This is a genomic window from Legionella wadsworthii DSM 21896 = ATCC 33877, assembly GCF_000701265.1.
Classification (GTDB): domain Bacteria; phylum Pseudomonadota; class Gammaproteobacteria; order Legionellales; family Legionellaceae; genus Legionella; species Legionella wadsworthii.
Map to the genome: position 1 here is coordinate 148,962 of NZ_JNIA01000022.1, position 23,774 is coordinate 172,735.

Genomic DNA, 23,774 nt, shown 5'->3' on the forward strand with positions numbered 1-23,774 from the left:
ATAGCCCTATTCAGGTTTAGTACGAAATTTACACATTATTTTCATTCGAATTAAAAATAAAATTTAAAAAGATCGTTTTTTTCTCTGCACCAGTAAAACTTTTTTTTCTTTTCCCACCCAAAGTGCAACTACTTGAACAGTTTCTCACACCTCAATGGTTAAGAAAGAAATGTGAACTATGTTGGTAAACCAAGCGGTTTTTCTTTTTCAGATGTGGTGGTTAATTCCGGGGCACTATCTACGCGCGGGATAATCGCAATCGTTATATCATTAAAACGTTTGGTAAAGTCGGATAATTCAATTTCAGTATATCCCTGGCCTCTGAAATCTTTTTGAAAAGTTTCTTCTTCATAACCTCGCGCAGAGGAACCTTCTTTCAAAGGATGCGATCTGGGACTGGTTTTCTCGGGATGTTTCAGATGATCTTTTTTGTGTGCACTTAATACTGAAATGGTTTTGCCCCCCACCTCTTTCTCTTTCCATTCATATTCTCGTGCTGTATCACTCCAGGGATTTCTTACTAAAACAAATTTAAGTGTTTTTCCATTGTCATCTTGTCGTTCATAGCAGTCGAGTACTTCATAATAATGTCCTCCAACCAAACCTTTCGAGGTTTCTTCTCCAACGCCATGAGTCCCTTTTTTTTGCGAGGTTCCAACTTGTTCCGGGGTAGACACACTGGCGACCACTTCAGGATGCTGCAGACTATCATGAAGAAACTTGAATACTTCATCCTGTTTTTTAGTATAAATCCCGGTACCTCGTTGATGATGATAAATTTCATTAAGTACATACTCTTTAACTTTTAAAGCGATGTCTTTATTTTGATTGCCTGAGAAGATTGCATCTATGAGCAGGTGCATATCTTCCACTTTGGGTTTAGCCAATTGGGCAAATGCTCCAGCAAGCTTTTTGATCTCTTGAGCTTGTCCAGGCGGCATTTTTGATAAAATATCAGTAAGTCGTTCTACCATTTGATTGAATAAATTGATTTTGTCCTCAGTCTGTCTTTGCAAGCCCTGTGGATCATTGGGAATTCCTAAAACATTGGCAGCAAACTTTTTAATGGGTTGTATGCGTTCTTCAGGCGTAATTTCATCGTCTTTTATATGAGAAATTGAAACGAGTATTCCTCTCGCAAAATTTTCAATTAATGTCGATAATTGAGTCCTGTAATTAATCTCTAAAAGACCTCTCGTTTCACCAGCATCTCCTAACAATGCACCATATACCATAGCGGCTTTACCGGCTTTTAAAGAGGACCTATAGGATAATGCAGGCACTTTAAAATCTTTCTTTTTTATTTGATCAGGAGGCGATTCTATTTCTAAAGAAACGATTCTTGATTTTCCATCTAATTTCTTCACTTCCTCTTCAGATACAGTATTGGTAAGCATTCGATGTATGGCAAAAGCTTTTTCTAACAGGAAGATCGCAGGATGTGAATGAGCATCGGTCATGATGGTCGCTAATTTTGTCGCATCCAAAACATAGGTGGTTATCTCATCGGTGATTGTATGTTCTTCTTCGTCCCGAATCATATGGTGCAATTTAATTTCTACTTTGCCATCTTCGTTAATTTTTAATATTTCATGGATGAATGAGGGATTCTGTTTCAAAATGCTGCCTAATGCAGCAAGCATAAAGCAATTGCCCATGGCTCGTTGGCTGATGTCCGTATTACATACCGCTCGTGTTACATCCGTTTTTTTTAACTTGACGGAAGCAGATCCTCCTAAAATATAAGCCCCTTTCCCCCACTTAAATTCCTGTTTCAGTTGATCATCAGTTATGGTTATCCTCTTTTCAACCACTCTATGGGTATAAGGAGCATCATCTGCTACATCTAAAGTATCTGTTGCAATATGGCTTCTTTTTTTTGCGATGTCTTTTTTAAGCGTACTTAACATCTTTGAACTGGAGTCCATACATTATTACCTCGCTACGGATTTTAATACCCTATAGTTTTTTCTTAAAGACCCCGAACTTGATATATATACAGTATAGATCTCATTTCTTTTGTTATCTGTGGGTACTTGGTGAATTTTCTACCATAAGCATCAAGGGAATCAATCATCTGGACCCATTTTAAATAATCAAGATTATCATTCATGGTGGCTGAACGATTAAAGACCCAAATAGCAATTAATTGGAATATAAGAATCATTGATGCACTTATTGAATATTATAAATATCTTGGAAGCAATTTTTTATTATATTGAAAAAAACATTTGCATTAAATGCAATATTTGTATTAATCTGGAATAGACTCATACGGAAAAGGAGATCAACATGGGTAAAAAAGCCATAAACAATCAACAAAAAAATGGAACAATTGAAAAACAAGAATCCTATTCCCAAAAAGGAGCGCAACTCTTTTTTAATCCCAAACAAGCAATCACTTCTTCAAAAATACAAAAGGCTGCCAAGACAAAAGATAGGCCCCCTGTCCATGAAATAAGACTGGAAAACACTACAGACATCTTACTCGCTGGCATTTTAGAAGAACTGAGAAAACAAAATATGATTGAACTGTTGAAAGTCAATGCACAGCTGGAACAAGAGCAAAAAGAGCAAGAAGCCGCTGAAAAAGTCCAGGAGCAAGATGCTGCTCGCTTTGAAGAAATCCGCCATACTCTCTATGCATAGAATTAATTTTCCTTAAACCAATTAACATTGTTTGTTAATTGGTTCATCTACATCATAAAATACTTTATCTTTTGGTTTTTTCAGTCCAGTCAAACTAATTGATGAAGAAGTCATTAAAGCGACTCAGTATCTTGCATCTCATTTGTCCCAAATAGATGAGCGACTATTTTCAATCTTTGTGCTCACAGAATAAATCAAAACAATTGAGCTTCTAGTATGAGTAAGTTGATTGTTCTAATAATTCCAAAAGCTGGACATGTAAGATGGTGTCATTTTCTTCTCTTTTTACAAATTGAAGATCATAGTCTGCAACAAATTTTGCAATAGCTACTTTAAATAAAACTTCAGTTACTGCAAATGCGGGACAATTTCTTAAACCAACAAAAAAGGGTATCAAAGGGAATTGACCTGGCCTTTGCTGTCCACTTTTAGAATTTGTATTCAACTCTTCGCTTTGCTCTTCCTCGGTTTGTAAGAATCGTCTGTAATCAAATTCATCAGGATTAGTCCAATATTTTTTTCCCTTTGCCAAGGCACCTAAATCAAAAAGAACCATCGTATCCGGTGGAATCGTTATTGAGTCCGACTGGTACCCTTTTTTAGTGAACCGGGGCACAATGACTGGGGAATCAAAACGGATAGATTCCCGGTAAACAGCATCCAAAACAGGTAAGGATTTAAGCGCGATCAGATCCAAATCTTGATTTAACAGAATTGTCTCAATTTCTTTACGAAGCAAGGTAAATTTTGATGGATCTTCCGCTATTTGCTCCAGACAAAGAACAATTGCATCGGTTAAATTATCTGCAGCTTTTAAGATCATAGGCAACGATTGGACCACTGGATTTTCAAAATATTGCCTGATCTCGAGCGTGGATAAATTTTTTAAAGCTGGGCCTAGCTCACCCTCTTTGAGTTCGGGATGTTGGTCTTTATACAAAGTTACTATGGATGCAGCAATTAAATTTGCATTCGCTGGATTGTCGTGAGTATGGAGCACTTTGACCACGTGATTAAATTCTTGCTCTAAAATACTTTTTGAAAAAGCCTGATAGATATCCCTTTTTTTTCTTAAGCTGGGCATAAAATTTAACAACTCTGGAAATGGAAAAGCAGCCCATCTTTTTACATCATTGCGATAAGCCTCCATAATGTCATAAGTATTTTCAGGTAATTGAGTGATGCCTAACATATTTTCTAACATGACGGCACGTACGATACCACAGACAGTATGCCGTATTTGAATGTCTTCATCAGCGGGGACAGCGCGTTCAATTTCTTGAATCATAGGATAAGCAAGCCGGGTGGGCGCCAAAAACCGAGAGAGATTTTTTCTGGACGCCATTTGTGTATGTCCCATATCTGAAATAATAAAAAAACTATTTCCCGAAAAGAATTTAAATGAAGCATGTCCTTTTCGACTCGATGGCTCTTTATCAAACTCTGTGACTAACTCTAAAAGCTGATTCTGTGACTGCGGTGTGATCACGGCGTAGTTTCCACCTAGATACCCCAAGCTAATGACACTACATCCTGTGTCGCTACTTCGTGCTTGCGAGGTTAACGTTTGGATCATGGCCTTGGGATCGTTTATGAATTCTCTGGTATAACCAATTCCAAAACGCTCGATTTGATGCAGAAGACTTATCGTAGTCTGATACGCTTGGTTTGAATAATAACGGATACCCAAGCCAACGGAGCTTTCAAATAATTTCTCAAACATAAACCTTCTCGCCATGAATCAAATTGGCGCATATTAATTCATTTGGTATTTAGAGTAAATTTTAAATTCCATACACCAAGTGAGATCTCATCTATCCGAAAGTCATGCTTCATTTATGAGATGGATTCCCTGCGCGGGAATAACAAGATTCAATTGTGTCATGCACGTGTTCCGCCCTGAACACATATCTGCGGTAGCGATTATTCTCCCGTCCACAAAATAATGTCATTCACGCGCAGGCGGGAATCCATCCAGCCTTTAATCCATCGTTTATATGTGTGAAGGGCTTGCCTGCTATGTACTTCCTGCCATAAGTGAGTCGCTGCTCGATTGAAAACAAACTAAGGTTTGCTAGATTTATTTCCAGGATACAAAAAAGAATCCCGATGCTTTGAGTCATCCCAGATTTCTTCTTCAGATAAACTTGTCTCAATGAATTCTATGATTGCCCCATGTTCTTCTATCATGGCGACCCGAAAATTTTTTAAGGGGAAATAAGGCTCGAGCAGTACATGTTTGCCTTTTATTGCCTCATCAATACATCCCACTTTATAAGCAATATGTGGTTTGGTTTGTATTAACGGATGCAACGGACATCGAGGACCAAACCGGTGGTATTGGATTCGCCCGGGTAATTCCCCACCAGAAGTATACATATCCATTACCGAGCTGTAACGCTCGCCTGCCCGGGGTTCTGTTACAGGGATGCCGACATGATGATATTGATAATTCATAAAAAAATCCTTATGTCTCATTTTTATTTATTGTAAAAAGAATTTACCTAAAAATTAATCCACATTTGGATCAGGATTATGAACTATTAGTTTATAATGAAATATGAACTTATAAACTATTAATATAATGCTCAATCTGGCTCAATTAAATTGCTTTATTCAAGTGGCAGAATATTTAAATTACAATCGTGCTGCAGAGGCATTGCATATTACGCCCACAGCTGTAAGTAAGCACATTAAAAATTTGGAACAGCAGATCGGAGAAAAGCTTTTTATCCGAAATACACGCCACGTTCAGCTCACATTATTTGGTCTGACGTTTCGCGAAAAATGTCATAGTTTATTGCAACAGTTTCAATTTGTAGAACAATTCATAGAATCAAGACAGACACAACCTCAAGGACAACTCACTATTTTAGTTTCATCCATTCTTGCCAGAGACCTCATACTCGATAAGTTGCCGGAATTTATTGATCAATACCCCTTGATTGAGTGTGAATTTTTATTCTCAGAGCAGGATAATGACTTGGCGCGCAAAGACATCGATATTATGGTGGGTTTTCCTGAGATTCCCCCCTTTACCGATCAATTGAAGTATCGAAGAATGAAACCCATTAAAAATATTCTTTGTGCTGCTCCAAGTTTAATTAAAAAATATGGAATGCCTTCTCGGCCGGAGGATCTGATGCTGTTTCCATTTATCTCACACAGTTTAAGAAAACCTGGAACAGAACTACCCCTTGCAAATGGGAATACCCTGCCCTGTCAAAAACCCATACTCTTTATGGATGACTTTCATGCACTCAATGATGCATGTATGCGGGGAATCGGACTCTTTTTAACTGGTGATCGTTTAGTGGAACAAGCGATTCAGAACCAAACACTTATCCAGGTCCTTCCTGAATTAGAATTCAGGCATTATGAAATTTATACATTTTATCAGCCTTATGGTTTAGAACTTCCCAAGATTAATGCTTTTCTTGATTTCTATACCACAACGGCAAAGCCAGTTTAATTTATTTCTTTGCAGCTGATCTTAAAATTATTAAATAGTGAACATTTTGAATCAATACTTCTAGACAGCAGGATGGTTTTTTATTCTAATGTCCTATCGATAAGGGATTTGGAAAAGGATTATGGCTTTAAAGAGGACTTTCTTTCTCATTGTGTTTTTTAGCATATTTGCAATACAACAAATTCAGGCAGAAGAAACGGATCAATTCACGCTCCCACCAACTGAAATGCTGGATGTCGGACCCCTTGCGAGCAACCGTCTTTATGATGTGTTACAAAAAGTAGTGTCGCGAACCAATGCCGAGATCAGAATGCTTCTGCCCAAGGCGCAGCATAGTCGATATGCGGCGAAACAATTAGCTGCACGTAAAGATGATGTCTATCTTGCAAATTTAGTATATGAACATTCTGGCCCAGGCTTCCCTCGGTGGTTCCGTCGTTTACCCAAAACTTCTCAATCAATTTTCTACAAAGAATTACCTTGGAAAACAGTTTATTGGCTTGTTTTTTCCCAGTCACCTTTATTTCTCATCGGACTTGCGCCTACCGTTAATATGTATGGCTATCATTTTGGTACCGATAAATTAAATCATTTTTTTATGATGGGCCATACCTACTATAGAATAAATAAGTATCTCTTGGCTCACGGAAAATCTGCAGAACAAGCTCATTCTCTGTTGGTTTTATATGGAAAATTTCTTGAGCTCACTTATTTGGGGGTACTTGCTAATGGAGTTTATTCCAATGGAGATTTAGCCGCAAATTACGCAGGATGGAAATTCTATACGAATCTTGCCCATCCTGTAAAAATAGGCACTCGTACCCTGCTTCCTATCTTGGTTTTGAATGGAAATACATGGAAATTTTCCAAACATGTCACTCCCGACAATCTCTTAAAACCTTTTATTTCAAACCACTTAAATGAAGCCTATAATCCCTGCCGATATACGTTTATGAGGGGACAAATCCGCAGGCAAATTAGAAAACGATGCGATGATTGGAAAACCCGTATGGGGCTCACACCGGAAATTGTGCAAGCCAAACTTGAGGAAGCCCGTCTTTGGCATGGTGAATCTTATGGACATTGGTTACCCCCTCATGAGGCCGTCACGCTCAATGCTTGCTTTGGCGGTCAATAATCTCTTTCTAAAAAATGGAGAGAACATTTCGCCTTTGAAAAAGATCTGATCAGTAAGACAAGAGTCACCCAATATGGGTGCATGAGTTTCTGAACTCCTATCAGGGAATGAAATTGGACAGACACCTCTAATCTAGATTTTATTTTTTGTGCAAGCGCAGTTTCCAAGCTACGCTTGCATGCGGATGATAAACAACTTAAGTGAGTTTGGGTGCTGTCATCTGCAAATCGTCTACTTTTACAGACTGAGGCGTTGTTAATGGGAGGGATGTAGATTTCATTTGTTCTAACTTGGTTTTATAATCATGGGTATTATCTTGTTTGCTCATTTTTTTGAGGAAATCTGCCTCTGCATCTTTTGCAATGTATACTTTATTTCCATCTTGAAACAAGAGCGTTTTATTTCTATAACCCATGGCATCACTGAAAGCCCGAGCTTCCTCCTTACTGGCGAAAGTTATTTGCATGGAATAATCGACTTCTCCCCGAGTGTCTTGACGAATTGTACTGTTTTTATATTCAACTGAAGGTGCGGCAGAGATCTGCACGCCTTTTGATTCTTTTATTTTATGGACGCATTTTTGTTGCAAGTCTTCTGCTTTTGGCTGGGTTGGTTTTTCCTCTTGATGTTTTTGGACTTCCTCGGTAGACGCTCCAGTGGGCTGTTTCATATCCACTTTTGAAATCTTGGCAAGGGCTTCTTGGGTTAAATATATTTCATTCTCATTTTGAAATAAATTTTTCTTATCTCTAAGAGAAACAAAATTGGTAAATTGCCGTGCTTGACGTGCATCTTGAAAAGTTAATTTCACAGAAAAATCCTGCTGTACGTCTTGGCTGATTTTTTGCCGGTAACTGCCTGCTTGAACACCAGAGACATTGAACGGACTGCTTTCAAGCTGTTGTTGTAAATCAACTACGGGTTTCATTTTTTCTTTCTGGGCCAATTCTTCTTTTTCTTTTTTGCTTTTTGTAAATGCGTCTAAAAATGATTTACTACTTTCATTCATATCCGGTTGCATTTTTAATTCAGTATTGTGATCGGATGAAAAAACAGCATCTACAGCAATAGCCGTCCCGTCTTTTTTAAAAGCAGAGTTGTCTTCACTGTGTTGGTATCTCAATTGAGTTTGACTTACTGCCTTGTTGGTTTCTCTAGGTAAACCAACAGGTCCATTATTCATGTCTCCGCCCATAACCACATCGATGTCTTGATGAGCCTTTCTGAATTGCTCTATATCTTTCAGGACTGCATTAAGGTCAACACGAGGTGTTCTTGGAGGTGGTTCGCCAGGTTTCTGAGGCGTTTCAGCATGCACATTCACTAAAAGACGTTTTTTTCCGCTTTCATCACCCACTAAGGTGATTAACACCTGGCCTTTTGTTTTTCCTGAATCTTCATATTTTTTTTGCAAGGCTCCCACTTCATTTTCCAATCCTTGATCCGCTGAAGGAGCGGTAGTGCTGAAGGTGAGGTTACCAAATGGGTGGGTGCCATTTTGGTTGTACCTCGTTTCCAATTTTCGTTTGGGGTCTAAATATTTTTCAATATAAGCGATCAATTTATCTTGAGAACCATTGGGTACTTCCTGCAACATACCACTTGTAACATCGCCTTTGTTCATTTTTTGAGCTATAGCATAAGCTTTCATCTCTAAATCATCTGGATGAAGATTATCTTTATCTATGTTCCAGATTAAAGTTTTACCAAAAAGTTGCGGATGATGGTCAGAGTGAAGGCTTTGATCTACAGTGACGATGTTGTTAAGGCCATTTTTGATTTTAGTTTTAATTTGTTTAGCCATAGTTAAATCTACTCCTATTAGGGAATACTGGCTTAACGGACAAACAAAAAATTTGATTGGACGCTAATACAGACAACATTTATTTTTATTTTATATATCCATCAGTTTAGCAGAAGCTACAAAAAATTGTTGTTGGATTTATGTTCCATATTTATTATTTTACAGGAAGGAGTCCAAATTGCTCCAGGGCCAAAGCCCGATTTCCTGAAACGGCATCTCGGCCTGAATTGTGCAGGCGGTATCCATGACCTAACTTATCGATGGTGAAGGTTTGGGATTTGTTGTCGCGGAGACTTTCTTATCCAATGAATTAGATACAGCCTGGTGTTCTGTATATAAAGTAATTTGTCGTAAATCCAGTGTGGAAATGATTTTCATCATGGTCGTATTGTTTATCTTTCTCTCTTTCCTTAATAAACGTAGTTCTTGATGTGCCCCTTCTAAAGCGGCATACCGCAACTGTCTTTCGAATGTTAAGGCTAATAAGCTTTCAATTTTTTCGCTTTCCGATCCATGGTTTGACACAATAAACTGGTTAAATGATTCGATTATTTTATTCGCTACATCCAGGCACACTTCCTTTTCCCGTTCGTTGACTTCATTACATAAAATCGATGATTTTGTTTTTATCGCCTCCACAGCAGCTTTTGTTAATGCAAGAACCGCTTCATTTTCTTCATCTTGACTGTGTTTATGGATCAATTTTTTCAAACCAGGAGTCATTAGGGGTAAAAGCAAGCTGCTCATGATTAAGGAACAAAGAACCACACCAATGACTAAAATGATTAACAGCTTACGTGAGGGAAAAGGCGCGCCATCGATCAGATGAGGTAAGGATAAAATGGCAGCTAATGCAATGGCCCCACGCACCCCTCCAAGTGAAAAAACACTGATTATTTTTATATTGGGAAAACGCCAGGTACTTCGATTACGGCGCGATATCAATGCTTCAAAAGGTAAAGTTAAATAAATCCATAAAGTGCGAAGAAAAATTAAAGTGAAAGTAATTAAAAAAACAATACCGGCGTATTGCGTCAAACTGTAGCCTGTAGTCGCCAAAAATTTAATAGAATGTGGCAGATACAACCCGAGGAGAATAAAGATAATTCCATTTAAAGTAAAATCGAGGACGCCCCAGAAAAAATGACCTTCAATACGCATTTTTGCCATTGTTCTATCTAAAAAGCCTGCTCTATCTACAGTAAAACCTGCAGCAACAGTAGCCAAAACTCCAGAAAAACCCAATTTTTCTGCTGCAAGATATACTGTAAAAGGCAAAAGCAGTAATAATAAATTTTCAGTCGTTGTTTCTTGTGCACTGTGTATTGTTATCTTGCCCAAAAGTGACATAAAAACATAGGTCAGAAAGACACCTACCGTAATTCCGCCCAAGCTGATGATTAATAAACTCCATGTTGCGGATTTAAATGAAAAAAAACCCGTTACCATTGCCGCTACAGCGAGCTTATAGGAAACCAAACCTGAGGCGTCATTGAGAAGTGCTTCTCCTTGCAAAATATGCATGATGCGCTCCGGGATTCGATGGCCAGCGGTCATTGATCGCAGGGATACAGCATCAGTAGGAGAAAGAGCCGCAGCTAATGCAAAAGCAGCTGGCAAAGGGATAAGAGGAATTAACCAATGAACTAAATAACCTATTCCCGCAACAGTAAAAAAAACCAACCCTATCGACAACATAATTATGGGTCGGGTATAGAGTAAAAATTCACGCTTCGGAAAATGCCAACTGTCATTAAATAATAAGGGTGGAATAAAAAGTAGCATGAATAATTCAGGGTTAAACCCTACATCAAATGTTGGGAATAATGTCGCGATCACAGTTCCTATAGTAATTTGTATTAATGGGGTAGGAAGGTGAGGAATAAAGCGTGTAATCACTCCAGAGATCACCATTAAAAAAAGAAGAACCAAACAAATGAACACGCTTTCCATTATCCTTATTTCCTCCAAAATGAGATGGATTGATTGATTTACCTACACGTGCTACTCCCCAAAAGGATTCCTTACCTATTGAAAATTATTTTATGAATGGTTCATTGACAATCGGATAATTTCAATCCATTTTAATGTACTTGATTTAGGCAAGCTGGGCAAGCGTCATTGAAATAGGAGTTTATGGTTAATTCGGGCTTCGTTAAAGCCTTCCCCTGTTAAATAATACGAATACACAATTTACGTATGCTGCTTCATTTTTGTCAAAGACTCTCCTGATATCCTTTTGTGTGTGTCAAAGAAAATTCAGTGCCCGACAGACAGCGGATTTCTTTCAAACATAGAAACAAACGGAGTAATATTATGTTTAAAAAATTAATTGTCATTTTAACTACCCTCACTTTTTGTTTTGCCAGCTACCCTTCCATGGCAGCCCAAGAGAATAATTTAAATCAATTGAATGTATTTTTAATTTCAGATCCCCACGTGGATGTTACCAAACGCCAAGCAACCCGCATTAATCCACTCCCAGATATTTCAGAAGAATTAGATCCCCAAAGTTTTAAAACCTTAATCAGTAAAATTGGTGCGCAGATCGATGCCCAACAAGAAACGCAGCAGGCAATTTTATTACTCGGTGATTTACCCGCACATAATGCATACAGCCGTAAAACAACTCGAGATAATATAAATTTGGTATTCGAACAACTTTATGAAAAGATGAATCCCAACTCTTTTTTCTATATTTTCGGTAATAATGATTCTTTAGAAAGGGACTATGGTCCATTTACCTATAATGGTGAATCTGCATCGGATTTATTCAAATCAATCACGGGAAATGATGATGGATTTCTTTCAACCGGGCTTAAATGTCCTTTTAATGGAACTGCGTGTATCGATAATGAGAATACCAATTATGGTTATTACAGTGGATATTTAGGCGACCATCTCAAATTAATCTCGCTAAATAGTGTGGTCTTTGTCTCAAGACCCGGATTTTCCCCTTCACGAGAAGGCGCCACGGGAGAACTTGACTGGTTAGAAAACGAGCTGAAACAAAGTAAAGCCAATCATGAGAGCGTGCTGTTAGCCATGCATGTTCCTCCTCAAAGTTGGGAAACCACTTATAATGATTCTTTGAAAAAAATCATCAAGGCTTATCCAGAAACTATCATAGGTATGGTGGCGGCACACACCCATTTTGATGAAATTCACGGTATAAAAATTGAAAAGACTGGCAATGTAATTCCTGTGATTTATTCAGCATCGATTGGTTCCGATCACGGTAATGCCTCTTCCTTTAAAACTTTATCGCTGACAAGACAAACTGCAGATGCGCCTTGGCAACTCAAAGACTATATCACTTACCATTTTATTGGGGCAACCGCGGATAAGAGTCAACTCAATCCCTATTATGACTTTATGCAAGCGTTTTGTTCTGAAAGTTCTACGAATACCGTAAGTGCTTGTCTCAAAAAGCACATCATCCATAATAAATTTGATGAGGTTACGAGTACCTTAATGAGCAAACATTATACCGCTGGAAACCCAAACAATAATCAAAAAATTGATCCGTCATCTAAATGGCTGATGATAATTAATTGATGAGATGTTCTCGCTATTTTTCTACAGTACGGCTAGTATGACCGGAGTCAAGGGGTTGGTTAAAGCTTCTGCAACCCCCAAACTAGTCGTTGTACGCCAGCAAAGTGGTGGTTATCAAGAACTCAATACATTTTCTTATCCATCGAAGCCAAATATATAATTCAAATTGATGCAACTTCGTGAATATTTACTCCTCCAGCAGAATCTTTATTTATTTATGCTACACTTTCATAACTGACCAAATATTATTCAATTACTTAATATCCCCACAAGTGAGAATATTCAATTTATGAATAGTGGTAAAGAAACACATCATTTTCTAGAAAGTATGGATGCATTGCGGAGAAAGAAATCTGAACTTCCAAGTACAAATCCCAATAGGCCAATTCAGTTCGTATTGTGTACTCATGTGCTTCCTGATGGCATTGGTGATTTGGTTCATTTAAAAGATTTCGCCGACCATCTGGAAACTATGCCGGATACTCAAATTACTCGAGTAGCATTTGTGCTCGAATCGGACATGGAAAAAGCTGCATCCATTTTAGAAATAGAACAGTCAAAAAATTATTATGTGATCTCTTATCGGATTGATGAAAAAGACGGAACTCTGGTATTAACCGATACAGGAAAAGAAACTTTAAAACAGTTCCAAGAACGAGGTATCCTGGAACATTCCGATTATCGGGTGCAAATCTCAGCCCCTTTACAAATTAAAGATAAAAATTCTTTTTTGAGCGCTCAAGGTATTTTTAGCCCACAGGACTGGTTGTCCTTCTTTGAAATTAGACCCGGTGTTTATGAATATCAAACAAAACCCTATTCCCAAGGTTTAATTTACATGGGCCTTGATAAGAATAAAAAAGAATCAGGGATAAAATTAAATGCAACAATTCATCAACTGTGTGATGATTTAGAAAAACAAAAAACATCCAGAAGTGACATCGTCAACAAATATATTAAAAACCCTTTAATCAATAAAACAGTATCTGAGGCGATAAGTCAAAACAGCTTTATTGCTACAGGTTATCTGCATACCCAATTAACCAAACAAGCCTATTTAACCTGGATAAGTCATATTTCGGAGCAGAAAAATATTTTAATTACCTCGAATCAAATAACTCCTGCTGCGTTAAAAGACATGGATTTAACCAGCTTGTCCGAAGCTGGCATTGGCCAAATTGTTTTTCATAACACTGATGGCAATGATTCGATAATTAAGATAGGTGAGGGACAACGTCAAATAGATGTGTTGCAAATGAAGGATTGTACGAATGAGGAAATCAATGCTTTATTCGCAATAGCCAATACAACATGTGCCGCAGGGGATACATCCATTGGCCAAGTCATGTCTTCGCTGGCCTTGCCTTTTTTTGATGTGGTGGATAATAAAAGATATTTTTTTGACACCCAATTTTTGAGGTTTATTCAAAATTTCAGCGACCACCAACCTCTTTATGATTATCTCGAGGCTTGTGTCCATCTTGTTTCAGAGAATGGCATCAATCAAGACAGGTTACAAAGAATGGTTGAAATCACGCAGAATCATCAAGCAACTCTTTTGAATCAGTGGCAACAAATCACCGCAACAATTCAACATGAATACAACGCTTATGATGGTTTATTAGAATTTATTGAAGAGAACACCCTTTATCAATTTTTTGCATCCGCATCCCAGGCGCTATCCTCTAATTTGAATGGACAACACGAAAATATTTTTTTACTAAAATATCAATTGAATTTTTTCAATTATCTTATCTATACGGAGAAAACCGGATTACTCAGTTCACTTTTAGAAAACCAAAAATTTGATCCATCCACTGTTTTGAATGTCTTTGAAGAAAAAAACCATAAAATATTCAAATTAATATTTCAGGCAGAAGAACGACTCCTCGTTTCAATTTTGCAAAATTTAGACCCTTTTGAACAACAAAAACTCTTATCCCAAACTTTTTTATATGGCGCACTAAATGGTAGTAACAATCTTTGGATAAAAGATAAATTTACACAATTTGTTGATTGCAGATCGCTAGAACAATTTGATATGGATCTTTCCATGGGACTTGACGAAGGTTTCGTGATTGCTCTCTGCAAAAAAGCACTTGAGGAAAATGATGAAGCTTATTTTAGAAAGCTTCCTTCTGGAACTTTATATACGCTACAGCAAATTCTCCCGGACTATTTAGTCCCATCAGGCATTCAAAACATTCTAAAAACAGGTATTTCTGAAGATTATTTTGCGGAGGATTATGACCTCGCTTACCCAGAGTCGATGGACTTTGAGCCCCCTCCAACTTCTGAGGTAAGAGGTATGAGGCAATCGGCTTTAAATGCACTGTTAAATCCTTCTATTAGCAATTTAGATAAAGAAGATTTAGCTTCTTTACTGGATCAACCCTTTGAAACCATCTATGAAGAATCATTTGCATGGTTAAAATGCGATCTTTATGAACCACACATTTGCCAGGAAGTAGTACAAATCTTGACAGAATATGCCTATGTTCGTTTTGAAGAGCAAACCCTTCAGGACTTACTCAGCTTTCCTATCAGTGATGAAGACAAGCAAGAATTAATCGTTTTATTGGAACAACCTGTAGAAGAAATCAAAAAAGAGGCTACGTCATGGCGAAACACGACATTTTATAATAAGGATTTAGGCTATCAAATAGCGGATACATTAAAAACTTTCGCGCAGGTTCGAGCAAAACAACAAACTATCAATACTTTTTTTAATTTACCCATCAGCGATGTGGACAAACAAGAATTAATTTTAATCCTGAATGAAACTCCAGAAATGATAAAAAAGGAAGCGCTTTTATGGTCAACAGACAGCTTATACGGGCAAAGTTTAAATAAACATATAGCAGAAACCTTAAATTTCTTTGCTGATGTCATGCTCACGGAAAAATTACCCTTACCATTCAAGGTATACAGTCATCATCATTCTTCATTATTTTTTAATAAGGCCCCTCCTCCGTCCGTAAAAATGCAACCACCTGACTCTCCAGAAAAAAAACGTGTTTTACAAACCATACAAACACTCCCTATTTCAACATCGGATAAAGAGCAATTGATCAAAGTTTTGGATAAACCGAAGGAATCTATTTTAGCTGAGGCCAGCATATGGCATGAACCTGGATCTTTCTATGAAAAAGATATTGAAAAAAATATAGCAGAATTATTGCTAGATTATGCCGATCAATTGGATGAGGGCCTGGTTAATAAAAAAAGGTAGATCGAATGGAGTTCTCATACGTCCCTGCATAACCTAATCTTCTTTATGCAGTAAAAAACTCAGACACCGATTGCTGTTCTGCCATAGTATCTTCGTACCCTAATTTGATTAACTCACGGGTAAATGCTTTTTCGAATAAGAGAAAACTTAATAAGTCCCCAGAATGCCGCTTGGCGCCTAGGAAGTTCAGGAAAATGCGTAAGAGCATGGGGATGTTGTTGTATTGCGATTGTGCCAGGGAAGCTACATCAATACTGGGACGTAAATGTAAAGTGCGGATGGGCCGCCAAGGGACATCCTGTTTTTCAGGTGATACCATACGCGACATGTGGTTCATATAATTTACCATTTCCAAATCCCGTTCCAGATTATCTAAAAATAATCCATTGACCATCCCCCCCAATACGCGAGAAAAATCAATGTCACCGCTTCTCATTTGTTTTGGATCCATGGCAATAGGTAGTGTGCGGGTGCCGATAATCAATACTTTATCGACTTGGCATCGAATAGCGCCCCGTAAAGGCGCAGCGAGTCCTACATGGCCATCGCCATAGTGGAGGCCATCTATTTTGGCAGGGGGGAAAAATAGAGGCAGTGAGGTAGAAGCTAAAAAATACTCCATGCGCAGATTCACCCTTTGACTGCTATGGAGCGGATCGTCCCAATCTTCAAAATTCTCTTCATGATGTTGATAAAAAGAAATCGTTTTTTGCATTTCATAACAGTTGCTAATGATTTCCATCATTTCTAGATGTTTGTTTTTGATGACACTATCTAAAACGTCAAAGTTGACTATATTGTTAATAAACTGACGCAAAGGTGACGTATCAAGAACATGGCCTAACAAGCGCTGCTTGGTCAACATACTGCTCATATTACGCATTGCCGACATACTCAGAGCATAGTTACTGGACTTAAAAATATGCTGACAAGTGATGTGATTCCATAAATCGTATAATTTATTTGTACCCGCAGCAAAATCCAATGCATTCTCGGCGATTACTGCTGCATTGATACTGCCAACGCTCACCCCGGTTATCATGTGGAACGGAATTCTTTTTGAATTGAGAATGTCATTAATCGCCTTGAGAGCACCCGCCTGATAAGCACCCCGGGCTCCTCCACCAGCTAAGTAAAGCGCAATTTTGCTCATATGATTGATTTCAGGAAGAGAAAATAAAAATATATCCTTGTTGTAGGCCGCTGACAAGCATGCTCAATGAGTTTCTTGATTCTCTGTAGTTCCAAGATTACATTCATCAGGAGAACCTAAGCATGTGTAGTCACAATCGACTGTAAGCGTCTGCGCCCTTATATTTTTAGTGATAATGTTCCATTGGTCGGATTTCGGGCTACCTGGGCCACAATTATAAGACCTATCCAGACACAACTGGAGGACCCCTGCAAAATAGTTGTATTTTATTTTTTGTCCGTGCAGGAAAACAAATGATGAAGCCATACAGAGTTTCCGGGGGATTGACAGAAGCATCTTCAAAATTGTATAGTTATAGTACAAAATTTTTTTTTGAACTTTTTATGCCTCATTCTACTGAACACCACAAGTTAAATAATAAAGCAGGTTTTGCACAAGCCTTTGCTTGCTTTTTTTATTTTAGCTTTTTTATCCCGCAGCTGGGTGGTGGTAGGTAGTAATGAACTAACACTCCAACCCCCAGCTTAGACTGGGGGTTTTGGTACCCGAACTCCCCAGGCCAAAAGGATGGGAGTTGGATAGAACCAAGAAGGAGTGTACATCATGCCACATCAATTGCGGATACGCTGTTCTCAAGATCTATCCAAGCATCCCTCTGTTTGCAGGAGGGGATTATGAGTTACTCAATTTTAAAAAGGCTTCCTCCCGTGGATGCCATTATCCAGGAAATTCCTTTATCACTTTCAGCACATCATCAAATTGCCCGGGATAGGGAAGAAGTCAAAGCCATTTTAGAAGGCCGTGATAAGAGATTACTGATGATAGTGGGACCTTGTTCCGCTTGGCCCAAACCTGCTGTTTTAGAATATGCCAAACGTCTGGTTCAGTTAAATAAATTATTAAAAAATGAATTAAAAATAATTATGCGGGTTTATATTCAAAAACCCAGGACTACAAAAGGATGGACAGGACCCGTAAATCAGCCCGATGTATTTGCTTCGCCGGATATTGCAGCAGGAATCAAATACGCTCGAGATATGATGATCCAAGTCATCGAAATGGGTCTCCCTATTGCTGATGAAGCTTTATTTACCCACAATGCCAAAGGATTTCTCGAACTACTTTCGTGGGTTGCGATTGGCGCACGCAGTTCAGAGGATCAGGAGCATCGCATTTTTGCCTCTGCATTGGATTGTGCAGTGGGTTTGAAAAATCCAACCCATGGTTCATTAACTGTCGGTGTCAATAGTATTATCGCCTCCCAACATGACCATGTCGCTGTCTTTGATGGATATGAAGTGAAAACCCATGGTAATCCGCATGCCCATCTTGTTCTAAGAGGCTCCAATAACGAACCCAACTATTCCAATGCCCATCTCCAGGAAGTAAAACGCACTATGGATCTGCATCAAATAATCAATCCTTCGGTCATCATCGATGTAAGCCATGATAACTGCTTGGTTAACGGGAAAAAAAATCATCACTTACAGCCCTCTATTGTGCTGAATATTTTAGAAAATATAAAAAATGATCCCGATTTAAATACATTGGTGAAAGGGTTCATGATTGAAAGCTTCATCAAAGAAGGCAATCAAAAAGTGGATCCCCTGCATCCTGAGTCGTTGGATTTAAATGGTCTGTCAATTACTGATCCTTGCTTGAGTTGGGAACAAACAGAAGCTTTTCTTTTGGGATTAGCAAAATTAAGGTCTTTGGAAAAGAAAGAATGCCCTATGGAGGAACTGATATGACTATTTCATTTGGTATTTCAGGCGATGCAGGCTCATTTTCTGAAGAAGCCGCTTTAATTTATGTCCATAAAAAAGGGATTAAATCCTCTATGATTCACTTACTCGATATGGAAGGAGTACTCGATGCACTCGAACAAGGGATCATTGAACTGGGCATCATCCCTGTCGTAAATCTTATTGGAGGATTGGTGACCCCCGCTTTTCAGGCCATGGGACGCCATCTGTTTACACCTATTGATGAGTTATGGCATGAAATAAATCAATGTTTGCTGGTGAAACCTGGAATTCAGTTTCATCAAATCAAGCATATCGTGTCACATCCTCAAGGGTTAGCCCAATGTCGACAATTTTTGGAAAAAAAATTCAAAGAAGCGAAAAAGATAGAATGGGTTGATACAGCAAAAGCGGCAAAGGATCTCGCACACCATGTATTACCTGCACACTCAGCTGTTATAGCACCGGCCCGATGTGCGGAACTTTATGGGTTAGAAATCCTGGCAAAAAATATTCAAGACAGGCAACCGAATCGAACCGCTTTCATTATAGCCACAAAACCCAAAGATAATGAATGGCTTCTCAAGTAAGGTGATAATCATGGATACTCTAGAAGAATTGAGAAAACAAATTGAAGTCACAGACGAATGCATCATTGAAATACTTGCGAAACGTCAGGAGCTTTCAAAACAAATTGGCGTTTTAAAATCAAAAGAAGGTAAAAAAATACTTGATAGATCTCGGGAAAAACAATTGTTCCGTTATTATGAGCAGTTGTGTAAGCAATACCATTTACCAGAGGAATTTATCCACCGTTTATTTAAATTAATCATTTCGAACTCCAGGAAGGTACAAAAATAATGAAACACTTTCGAAAAAAAAATATCCCCCAAGATTCAGCGACCGTACTGATTAACTCATTGGCACAACAAAAAATTAATGAAGGCATTCACATTTATAATTTAAGTGCAGGAGAGCCAAAACTCATGCCTCATCCTGATATCGTTTCGGCAGTCACGCAGGCATTAGAAAAAGGACACACCCTTTATCCTCCAGTAGCCGGAATTCCGAAATTAAGAAGTCTGGCAAGTCAGTGGATGAATGAGTTTTACTATTGCTCTTTCGAAAAGGAAAATTGTCTTGTTGTGAATGGAGGCAAGTTCGGTCTTTATTTAGTACTGCAATTATTGATGGAGGAGGATGATGAAATCATTATTCCTTCCCCCTTTTGGGTTTCCTACCCTGCCCTGGCCAAATTGTTTGGCGGCATACCTGTTTTTGTTGAAACTCAGGAAACTGAAGGCTGGAAGCTGACTCCTCAAGCACTAAAAGATGCATGCACTACAAAAAGTAAATTTCTTATTTTAAATAATGCCAGCAATCCAACTGGCGCATTATATACTCAATCAGAACTTCAGGCGTTAATAGAAACTGCTCGAGAACATGATCTTTTTATTATTGCCGATGAAGTTTATAGTGCTTTGACTTACGATAAGCATCACTATATCTCCTGTGGTTCTTTTCCGGAGTTTAAAGACAGAGTCATTATTATTCAAAGTTGTTCTAAAAATTTCTCAATGACGGGTTGGCGAATAGGTTTTGTTTTTGCAGAACAGCCTCTCATCCAGGCACTAACCTCTTTAATAAGTCAAAGTACAAGCGGTGTTACTAGCATAAGTCAATGGGCAGCTGTTGGTGCTTTCCAGGAAGTGAATCAGATAAGCGCTGAGGTACAACAATGCATGCAACAAAGACGAGACATACTCATTGATGCATTTCAAAAGTATTTTGCCCTTTCTATAAAACCTCCCAAATCTTCCCTTTATGTATTTATTTCTTTAAAAAACCTTGGATCCAAGTTGCAAGATTCTACAGAATTTTGTAAACGGGCTTTGGACGAGGCCCATGTTGCGCTGGTTCCTGGCGTTGCATTTGGTAAAGAAGGTTATGTCCGTTTGTCTTTTGGCGGATGCGAAACGGATTTAGTTTCTGGCATTCATGCTTTGGCGCAATGGCTGCAATCATCCTCACGCAAAAATTACTCTCCTTAATCATTTGACCTCACCGCTAAGGCGGGAATCCATCCCTCAAACAAAGCAATGAATTTATTGGATGAATAGATTCCCGACTGCGGGGAAAAGTCAAACAGGTTTATAGGGAAGCAGTGAAGAAATCCATCAGATAAAAATAAAAAATTCTACTAAAATCTATACTATTCCTAGTAATTTATTTTATAAAGAAGAAAGAATGAAACAGCTCAACTCATTAAATGAGATAACAACTGGAGTCAATGGATGTCTCACAACCACAATCATGCAATAGCTTCCAATCAAAATAAAAAATATCTTTGGGGAGCATTTGTTTTAACCACAAGCTATTTAATTATTGAAGTGGTTGGGGGGCTTATTACTGGAAGCTTGGCGCTTCTATCTGATGCAGCACATATGCTTACTGATGCCAGTGCCTTAGCTATTTCATTAACTGCAACTTACCTATCCGATCGACCTGCCAACTCTCGTAAAACGTTTGGATATTATCGTTTCGAAATACTCGCAGCAGCATTCAATGCCATTTTGCTGTTTTTGGTGGCGATATATATAGTGTATGAAGCATACCAACGACTTTATGCGCCCACCAGCATACAAACCTTAGGCATGTTGATCATTGCAGTCATTGGTTTATTGGTTAATTTAATGAGCATGCGCTTACTTGCTAGTGGAAAAGACAACAGCCTCAATGTCAAAAGTGCTTATCTTGAAGTCTGGAGCGACATGCTGGGTTCTGTTGGTGTCATTATTGGCGCGTTAATTATTCGCTGGACTGGATATGAATGGGTCGATTCTGCGATTGCCATCGCAATCGGTTTATGGGTTTTGCCCCGCACCTGGATTTTATTAAAAGAAACTGTGAATATTCTTCTCGAGGGCGTGCCAGAAGGAATGGATGTAGAAGAAATACAAACTGAAATATGTCGTATTCCTGGAATTCTTGGTGTTCACGATTTTCATCTATGGTCATTAACCAGTGGGAAACCAAGTCTCACTGCCCACATCGTTTATGATAAAGCATATGACCATTCAGAACATTTACTACCTTTGCTCCAAGAAATACTTGCTACTAAATTCTCGGTCTTTCATACCACCTTTCAATTTGAGCATAAGCCTTGCCAACACATCGGCATTGGTTGCAATTATAAAAAAACTGAAGATCATCCCCAAGAGTTTTAGCCAAGCTCACGGGGGAAACGCGGCGGATGTTAAGAGGATTTTTTCATTACAGATAGAAACAGTTCAGAATTCAAAAAAAATGCGACCCATTCTTTTAAGAATTTGTATTCACTGTCTTCAAACCAATTGGGATCCACCATATAAAATTGTCTGATAAAGGGAAATAAAGCCACATCTGCCATACTGATATTATCTGCAAAAAGAAAGCGATGTTTCCTTAATAAGGATTCGAGTATTTCTAAATATTCTCGGGCTTGGTTACGATAATAAAGAGGCTCTTTAGCTGACTTTTGAGGATATTTATATCCATCCAGTAGAGGCTTGAATTCAAAATCATTAAGAGACACTATATTTTGACACGCCTCTTTGATATGAGCAGAGAACCATCCTTCCGGGTCGGATTGTGCTAAGGCCCACTTCATAATTTCTATGCTTTCATCAATCACATGGCCATTGTTTAAAATGAGGACAGGGACGGTCCCTTTAGGAGAAGCAAGCAACATTTCTTGTGGCTTGTTCTTTAAGTCGACCTCTCGTTGTTCGACCTTAATCTTGCAGTACGCCAATGCCATTCTTGCCCTGATTGCATAAGGGCATCGTCTAAAAGTATAAAGAATGGGAAAATTCACTGGATTAGATACCTTTGGGTTAGTACGCGATAAATAAAAGGACATGGCTGCTTGCAAATGATAATGGACTATGCACCCACTGACAATAAGCTAAAGACTGCTTCTGAATTTAATTGATACATAATGTTGTATTTTTGAATTTTATTTTCATTTTCAGTATAATTGAAGTCCAATTTGCGATATAAAGGCACAGCATGGCAAAGATAACTGTAACTGAAGCGGAGCAAGTATTGGTTTTACTTGATACAGAAAATATAAGACTAAGTGACATTTCAGAATATTTTAAAAAGTTATCACAATATAATAAGCTTGATGAGGCTTTAGAATTATTATCCAATTTAAATGGAAAAGAAGATTGGCGTGCCGCAATACTCTTTAATGGTTTAAAAAAGAAAAAGGAAGAAGCAGAGGAACCTGAATTTAATATACTCCTCGAAAAATGCAACGAGTTTGAAATCGCTTATTTATCCAATTCACAACAGATTATGAACATGGAAGGTTATCGCTGTTATCGTGTAGGAGCGGATGCCGGCGCTGGATTTAAAGCAGGTGATTTAGACATTTTAGGTACAGAGGGTCTTTTAGAGTGCACTGGTGTATTAATTACTTTAAAAGACTCAGAAGGCACCGCATGTTATTATGTAGGTCATTTATTCAGCAATCGAACAACTCGCCTGGAAGTGACAGAAGAGCTGAATCGAATTTTATCAGACATACAAAAACTTACGAATCGAAAGCTCAAATGGTCCGCTTTAGCTGGTCAAGTGACCTTAATCGGCCCGGGGTCAAGCACCGAACCACCTAGTCTTTGTTTCAGACAGACCTTCAAGCTGTTAACCCAAGAAGGTGCCAAACCAGTACCGTTATTTGGGAGCAGTGTGGCTTTTAATTTAACTGGAAAAGGAGATTCAATTGTATTGAATCCTATCGGCCAATTAAATCAAGGGTCTCAATCGAGAGCTCCAAGGATAGCACACGGAGATTTTTCTCCACTTAAAGAGACAAGTTATTTGGAAATGGCTCCTGACAAGCAATTACTTGAAGACAACCCCGAATGGCTTGCTCAAGATTTTTTTCTCAAAATTTAGATATTATAGTAACTTTGCAATAAATCATTGAAAATTTCAGGATGTCATTGAAGTGGTTTTGGGTACCCTCTATAATTTC

20 protein-coding genes are annotated in these 23,774 nt (G+C 38.3%); 13 read left to right on the plus strand and 7 right to left on the minus strand.

Features of this window, described 5'->3' with window-relative positions; translation table 11 throughout:
* Positions 1-176: 176 nt before the first annotated feature.
* Positions 177-1,928, minus strand: a complete 1,752-nt coding sequence (locus BU07_RS0101230; RefSeq protein ID WP_031562853.1) for a C2 family cysteine protease — start codon at positions 1,926-1,928, stop codon at positions 177-179.
* 364 nt (positions 1,929-2,292) lie between these two features.
* Between BU07_RS0101230 and BU07_RS0101240 the strand changes: the two genes are divergently transcribed.
* Complete coding sequence (locus BU07_RS0101240; protein WP_031562857.1) at positions 2,293-2,649, plus strand: hypothetical protein; 357 nt, start codon at positions 2,293-2,295, stop codon at positions 2,647-2,649.
* A gap of 211 nt (positions 2,650-2,860) precedes the next feature.
* Here BU07_RS0101240 and BU07_RS0101245 read toward each other — a convergent pair whose 3' ends face one another.
* Both BU07_RS0101245 and BU07_RS0101250 read right to left on the minus strand, forming a co-directional pair.
* Positions 2,861-4,372, minus strand: coding sequence for a cytochrome P450 (locus tag BU07_RS0101245; protein WP_051635437.1), 1,512 nt, complete (start codon positions 4,370-4,372; stop codon positions 2,861-2,863).
* Positions 4,373-4,713: 341 nt separating this feature from the next.
* Positions 4,714-5,106 (minus strand): hypothetical protein, encoded by a 393-nt coding sequence (locus BU07_RS0101250; protein WP_031562861.1) that lies wholly within the window; start codon positions 5,104-5,106, stop codon positions 4,714-4,716.
* Positions 5,107-5,233: 127 nt separating this feature from the next.
* Here BU07_RS0101250 and BU07_RS0101255 point away from each other — a divergent pair, with 127 nt between their 5' ends.
* Both BU07_RS0101255 and BU07_RS0101260 read left to right on the plus strand, forming a co-directional pair.
* Positions 5,234-6,121: a LysR family transcriptional regulator gene (locus tag BU07_RS0101255; protein WP_031562863.1), complete on the plus strand. Its 888-nt coding sequence runs from the start codon at positions 5,234-5,236 to the stop codon at positions 6,119-6,121.
* A gap of 121 nt (positions 6,122-6,242) precedes the next feature.
* On the plus strand, positions 6,243-7,259 hold the full coding sequence (locus BU07_RS0101260) for a hypothetical protein (RefSeq protein ID WP_031562866.1): 1,017 nt from the start codon (positions 6,243-6,245) through the stop codon (positions 7,257-7,259).
* A 196-nt stretch (positions 7,260-7,455) separates the two neighbouring features.
* Here BU07_RS0101260 and BU07_RS0101265 read toward each other — a convergent pair whose 3' ends face one another.
* Together BU07_RS0101265 and BU07_RS0101270 are read right to left on the minus strand one after the other, a co-directional pair.
* A complete protein-coding gene (locus BU07_RS0101265) occupies positions 7,456-9,063 on the minus strand; it encodes a hypothetical protein (RefSeq protein WP_031562868.1) in 1,608 nt (535 codons plus the stop codon).
* 249 nt (positions 9,064-9,312) lie between these two features.
* Positions 9,313-11,016 carry a Na+/H+ antiporter gene (locus tag BU07_RS0101270; RefSeq protein WP_051635438.1) on the minus strand — a complete coding sequence of 568 codons (1,704 nt, stop codon included), beginning with the start codon at positions 11,014-11,016 and terminating at the stop codon, positions 9,313-9,315.
* Positions 11,017-11,379: 363 nt separating this feature from the next.
* Between BU07_RS0101270 and BU07_RS0101275 the strand changes: the two genes are divergently transcribed.
* From BU07_RS0101275 to BU07_RS0101280, 3 genes are all read left to right on the plus strand, one after another.
* Positions 11,380-12,621, plus strand: a complete 1,242-nt coding sequence (locus tag BU07_RS0101275) for a metallophosphoesterase (RefSeq protein WP_031562874.1) — start codon at positions 11,380-11,382, stop codon at positions 12,619-12,621.
* Between the two features lie 37 nt (positions 12,622-12,658).
* Positions 12,659-12,781 carry a hypothetical protein gene (locus BU07_RS17780; RefSeq protein WP_278030596.1) on the plus strand — a complete coding sequence of 41 codons (123 nt, stop codon included), beginning with the start codon at positions 12,659-12,661 and terminating at the stop codon, positions 12,779-12,781.
* Between the two features lie 129 nt (positions 12,782-12,910).
* A complete protein-coding gene (locus BU07_RS0101280) occupies positions 12,911-15,853 on the plus strand; it encodes a hypothetical protein (protein WP_115262252.1) in 2,943 nt (980 codons plus the stop codon).
* A 43-nt stretch (positions 15,854-15,896) separates the two neighbouring features.
* Here the strand turns inward: BU07_RS0101280 and BU07_RS0101285 are convergent, their stop codons facing one another.
* Entirely contained in the window at positions 15,897-17,006 is a 1,110-nt protein-coding gene (locus BU07_RS0101285) for a patatin-like phospholipase family protein (protein WP_031562878.1), read from the minus strand.
* A 293-nt stretch (positions 17,007-17,299) separates the two neighbouring features.
* On the opposite strand from BU07_RS0101285, the gene BU07_RS0101290 reads away from it, so the two are divergent.
* The 6 genes from BU07_RS0101290 (at position 17,300) to BU07_RS0101315 (ending at position 21,978) form a co-directional block, all read left to right on the plus strand.
* Positions 17,300-17,503: a hypothetical protein gene (locus BU07_RS0101290; protein WP_133134451.1), complete on the plus strand. Its 204-nt coding sequence runs from the start codon at positions 17,300-17,302 to the stop codon at positions 17,501-17,503.
* A 177-nt stretch (positions 17,504-17,680) separates the two neighbouring features.
* On the plus strand, positions 17,681-18,757 hold the full coding sequence (locus BU07_RS0101295) for a 3-deoxy-7-phosphoheptulonate synthase (protein ID WP_031562882.1): 1,077 nt from the start codon (positions 17,681-17,683) through the stop codon (positions 18,755-18,757).
* Positions 18,754-19,341, plus strand: a complete 588-nt coding sequence (locus BU07_RS0101300; RefSeq protein ID WP_031562884.1) for a prephenate dehydratase domain-containing protein — start codon at positions 18,754-18,756, stop codon at positions 19,339-19,341. The genes BU07_RS0101295 and BU07_RS0101300 overlap by 4 nt, the downstream gene beginning before the upstream one ends.
* 10 nt (positions 19,342-19,351) lie before the next feature.
* Positions 19,352-19,612: a chorismate mutase gene (locus tag BU07_RS0101305; RefSeq protein ID WP_031562886.1), complete on the plus strand. Its 261-nt coding sequence runs from the start codon at positions 19,352-19,354 to the stop codon at positions 19,610-19,612.
* The gene (locus BU07_RS0101310; RefSeq protein WP_031562887.1) at positions 19,612-20,802 is read left to right on the plus strand and encodes a pyridoxal phosphate-dependent aminotransferase; all 1,191 of its coding nucleotides are present in this window, start codon (positions 19,612-19,614) and stop codon (positions 20,800-20,802) included. The genes BU07_RS0101305 and BU07_RS0101310 overlap by 1 nt, the downstream gene beginning before the upstream one ends.
* A 243-nt stretch (positions 20,803-21,045) precedes the next feature.
* On the plus strand, positions 21,046-21,978 hold the full coding sequence (locus BU07_RS0101315) for a cation diffusion facilitator family transporter (RefSeq protein ID WP_031562889.1): 933 nt from the start codon (positions 21,046-21,048) through the stop codon (positions 21,976-21,978).
* 29 nt (positions 21,979-22,007) lie between these two features.
* On the opposite strand, the gene BU07_RS0101320 is transcribed toward BU07_RS0101315, so the two are convergent.
* Positions 22,008-22,607: a glutathione S-transferase N-terminal domain-containing protein gene (locus tag BU07_RS0101320; protein WP_035898907.1), complete on the minus strand. Its 600-nt coding sequence runs from the start codon at positions 22,605-22,607 to the stop codon at positions 22,008-22,010.
* Between the two features lie 194 nt (positions 22,608-22,801).
* On the opposite strand from BU07_RS0101320, the gene BU07_RS0101325 reads away from it, so the two are divergent.
* Entirely contained in the window at positions 22,802-23,695 is an 894-nt protein-coding gene (locus BU07_RS0101325) for a hypothetical protein (protein ID WP_051635439.1), read from the plus strand.
* Positions 23,696-23,774 lie beyond the last annotated feature (79 nt).

Bases quoted from the DNA above. Each gene is read 5' to 3' on its own strand.
- BU07_RS0101310 (WP_031562887.1), top strand. From the start codon at position 19,612: ATGAAACACTTTCGAAAAAAAAATATCCCCCAAGATTCAGCGACCGTA.
- BU07_RS0101255 (WP_031562863.1), top strand. From the start codon at position 5,234: ATGCTCAATCTGGCTCAATTAAATTGCTTTATTCAAGTGGCAGAATAT.
- BU07_RS0101250 (WP_031562861.1), bottom strand. From the start codon at position 5,106: ATGAATTATCAATATCATCATGTCGGCATCCCTGTAACAGAACCCCGG.
- BU07_RS0101275 (WP_031562874.1), top strand. From the start codon at position 11,380: ATGTTTAAAAAATTAATTGTCATTTTAACTACCCTCACTTTTTGTTTT.
- BU07_RS0101300 (WP_031562884.1), top strand. From the start codon at position 18,754: ATGACTATTTCATTTGGTATTTCAGGCGATGCAGGCTCATTTTCTGAA.
- BU07_RS0101230 (WP_031562853.1), bottom strand. From the start codon at position 1,928: ATGGACTCCAGTTCAAAGATGTTAAGTACGCTTAAAAAAGACATCGCA.
- BU07_RS0101325 (WP_051635439.1), top strand. From the start codon at position 22,802: ATGGCAAAGATAACTGTAACTGAAGCGGAGCAAGTATTGGTTTTACTT.
- BU07_RS0101260 (WP_031562866.1), top strand. From the start codon at position 6,243: ATGGCTTTAAAGAGGACTTTCTTTCTCATTGTGTTTTTTAGCATATTT.
- BU07_RS0101315 (WP_031562889.1), top strand. From the start codon at position 21,046: ATGTCTCACAACCACAATCATGCAATAGCTTCCAATCAAAATAAAAAA.
- BU07_RS0101240 (WP_031562857.1), top strand. From the start codon at position 2,293: ATGGGTAAAAAAGCCATAAACAATCAACAAAAAAATGGAACAATTGAA.
- BU07_RS0101265 (WP_031562868.1), bottom strand. From the start codon at position 9,063: ATGGCTAAACAAATTAAAACTAAAATCAAAAATGGCCTTAACAACATC.
- BU07_RS0101280 (WP_115262252.1), top strand. From the start codon at position 12,911: ATGAATAGTGGTAAAGAAACACATCATTTTCTAGAAAGTATGGATGCA.
- BU07_RS0101270 (WP_051635438.1), bottom strand. From the start codon at position 11,016: ATGGAAAGCGTGTTCATTTGTTTGGTTCTTCTTTTTTTAATGGTGATC.
- BU07_RS0101245 (WP_051635437.1), bottom strand. From the start codon at position 4,372: ATGTTTGAGAAATTATTTGAAAGCTCCGTTGGCTTGGGTATCCGTTAT.
- BU07_RS17780 (WP_278030596.1), top strand. From the start codon at position 12,659: ATGACCGGAGTCAAGGGGTTGGTTAAAGCTTCTGCAACCCCCAAACTA.
- BU07_RS0101290 (WP_133134451.1), top strand. From the start codon at position 17,300: ATGATGAAGCCATACAGAGTTTCCGGGGGATTGACAGAAGCATCTTCA.
- BU07_RS0101305 (WP_031562886.1), top strand. From the start codon at position 19,352: ATGGATACTCTAGAAGAATTGAGAAAACAAATTGAAGTCACAGACGAA.
- BU07_RS0101285 (WP_031562878.1), bottom strand. From the start codon at position 17,006: ATGAGCAAAATTGCGCTTTACTTAGCTGGTGGAGGAGCCCGGGGTGCT.
- BU07_RS0101295 (WP_031562882.1), top strand. From the start codon at position 17,681: ATGAGTTACTCAATTTTAAAAAGGCTTCCTCCCGTGGATGCCATTATC.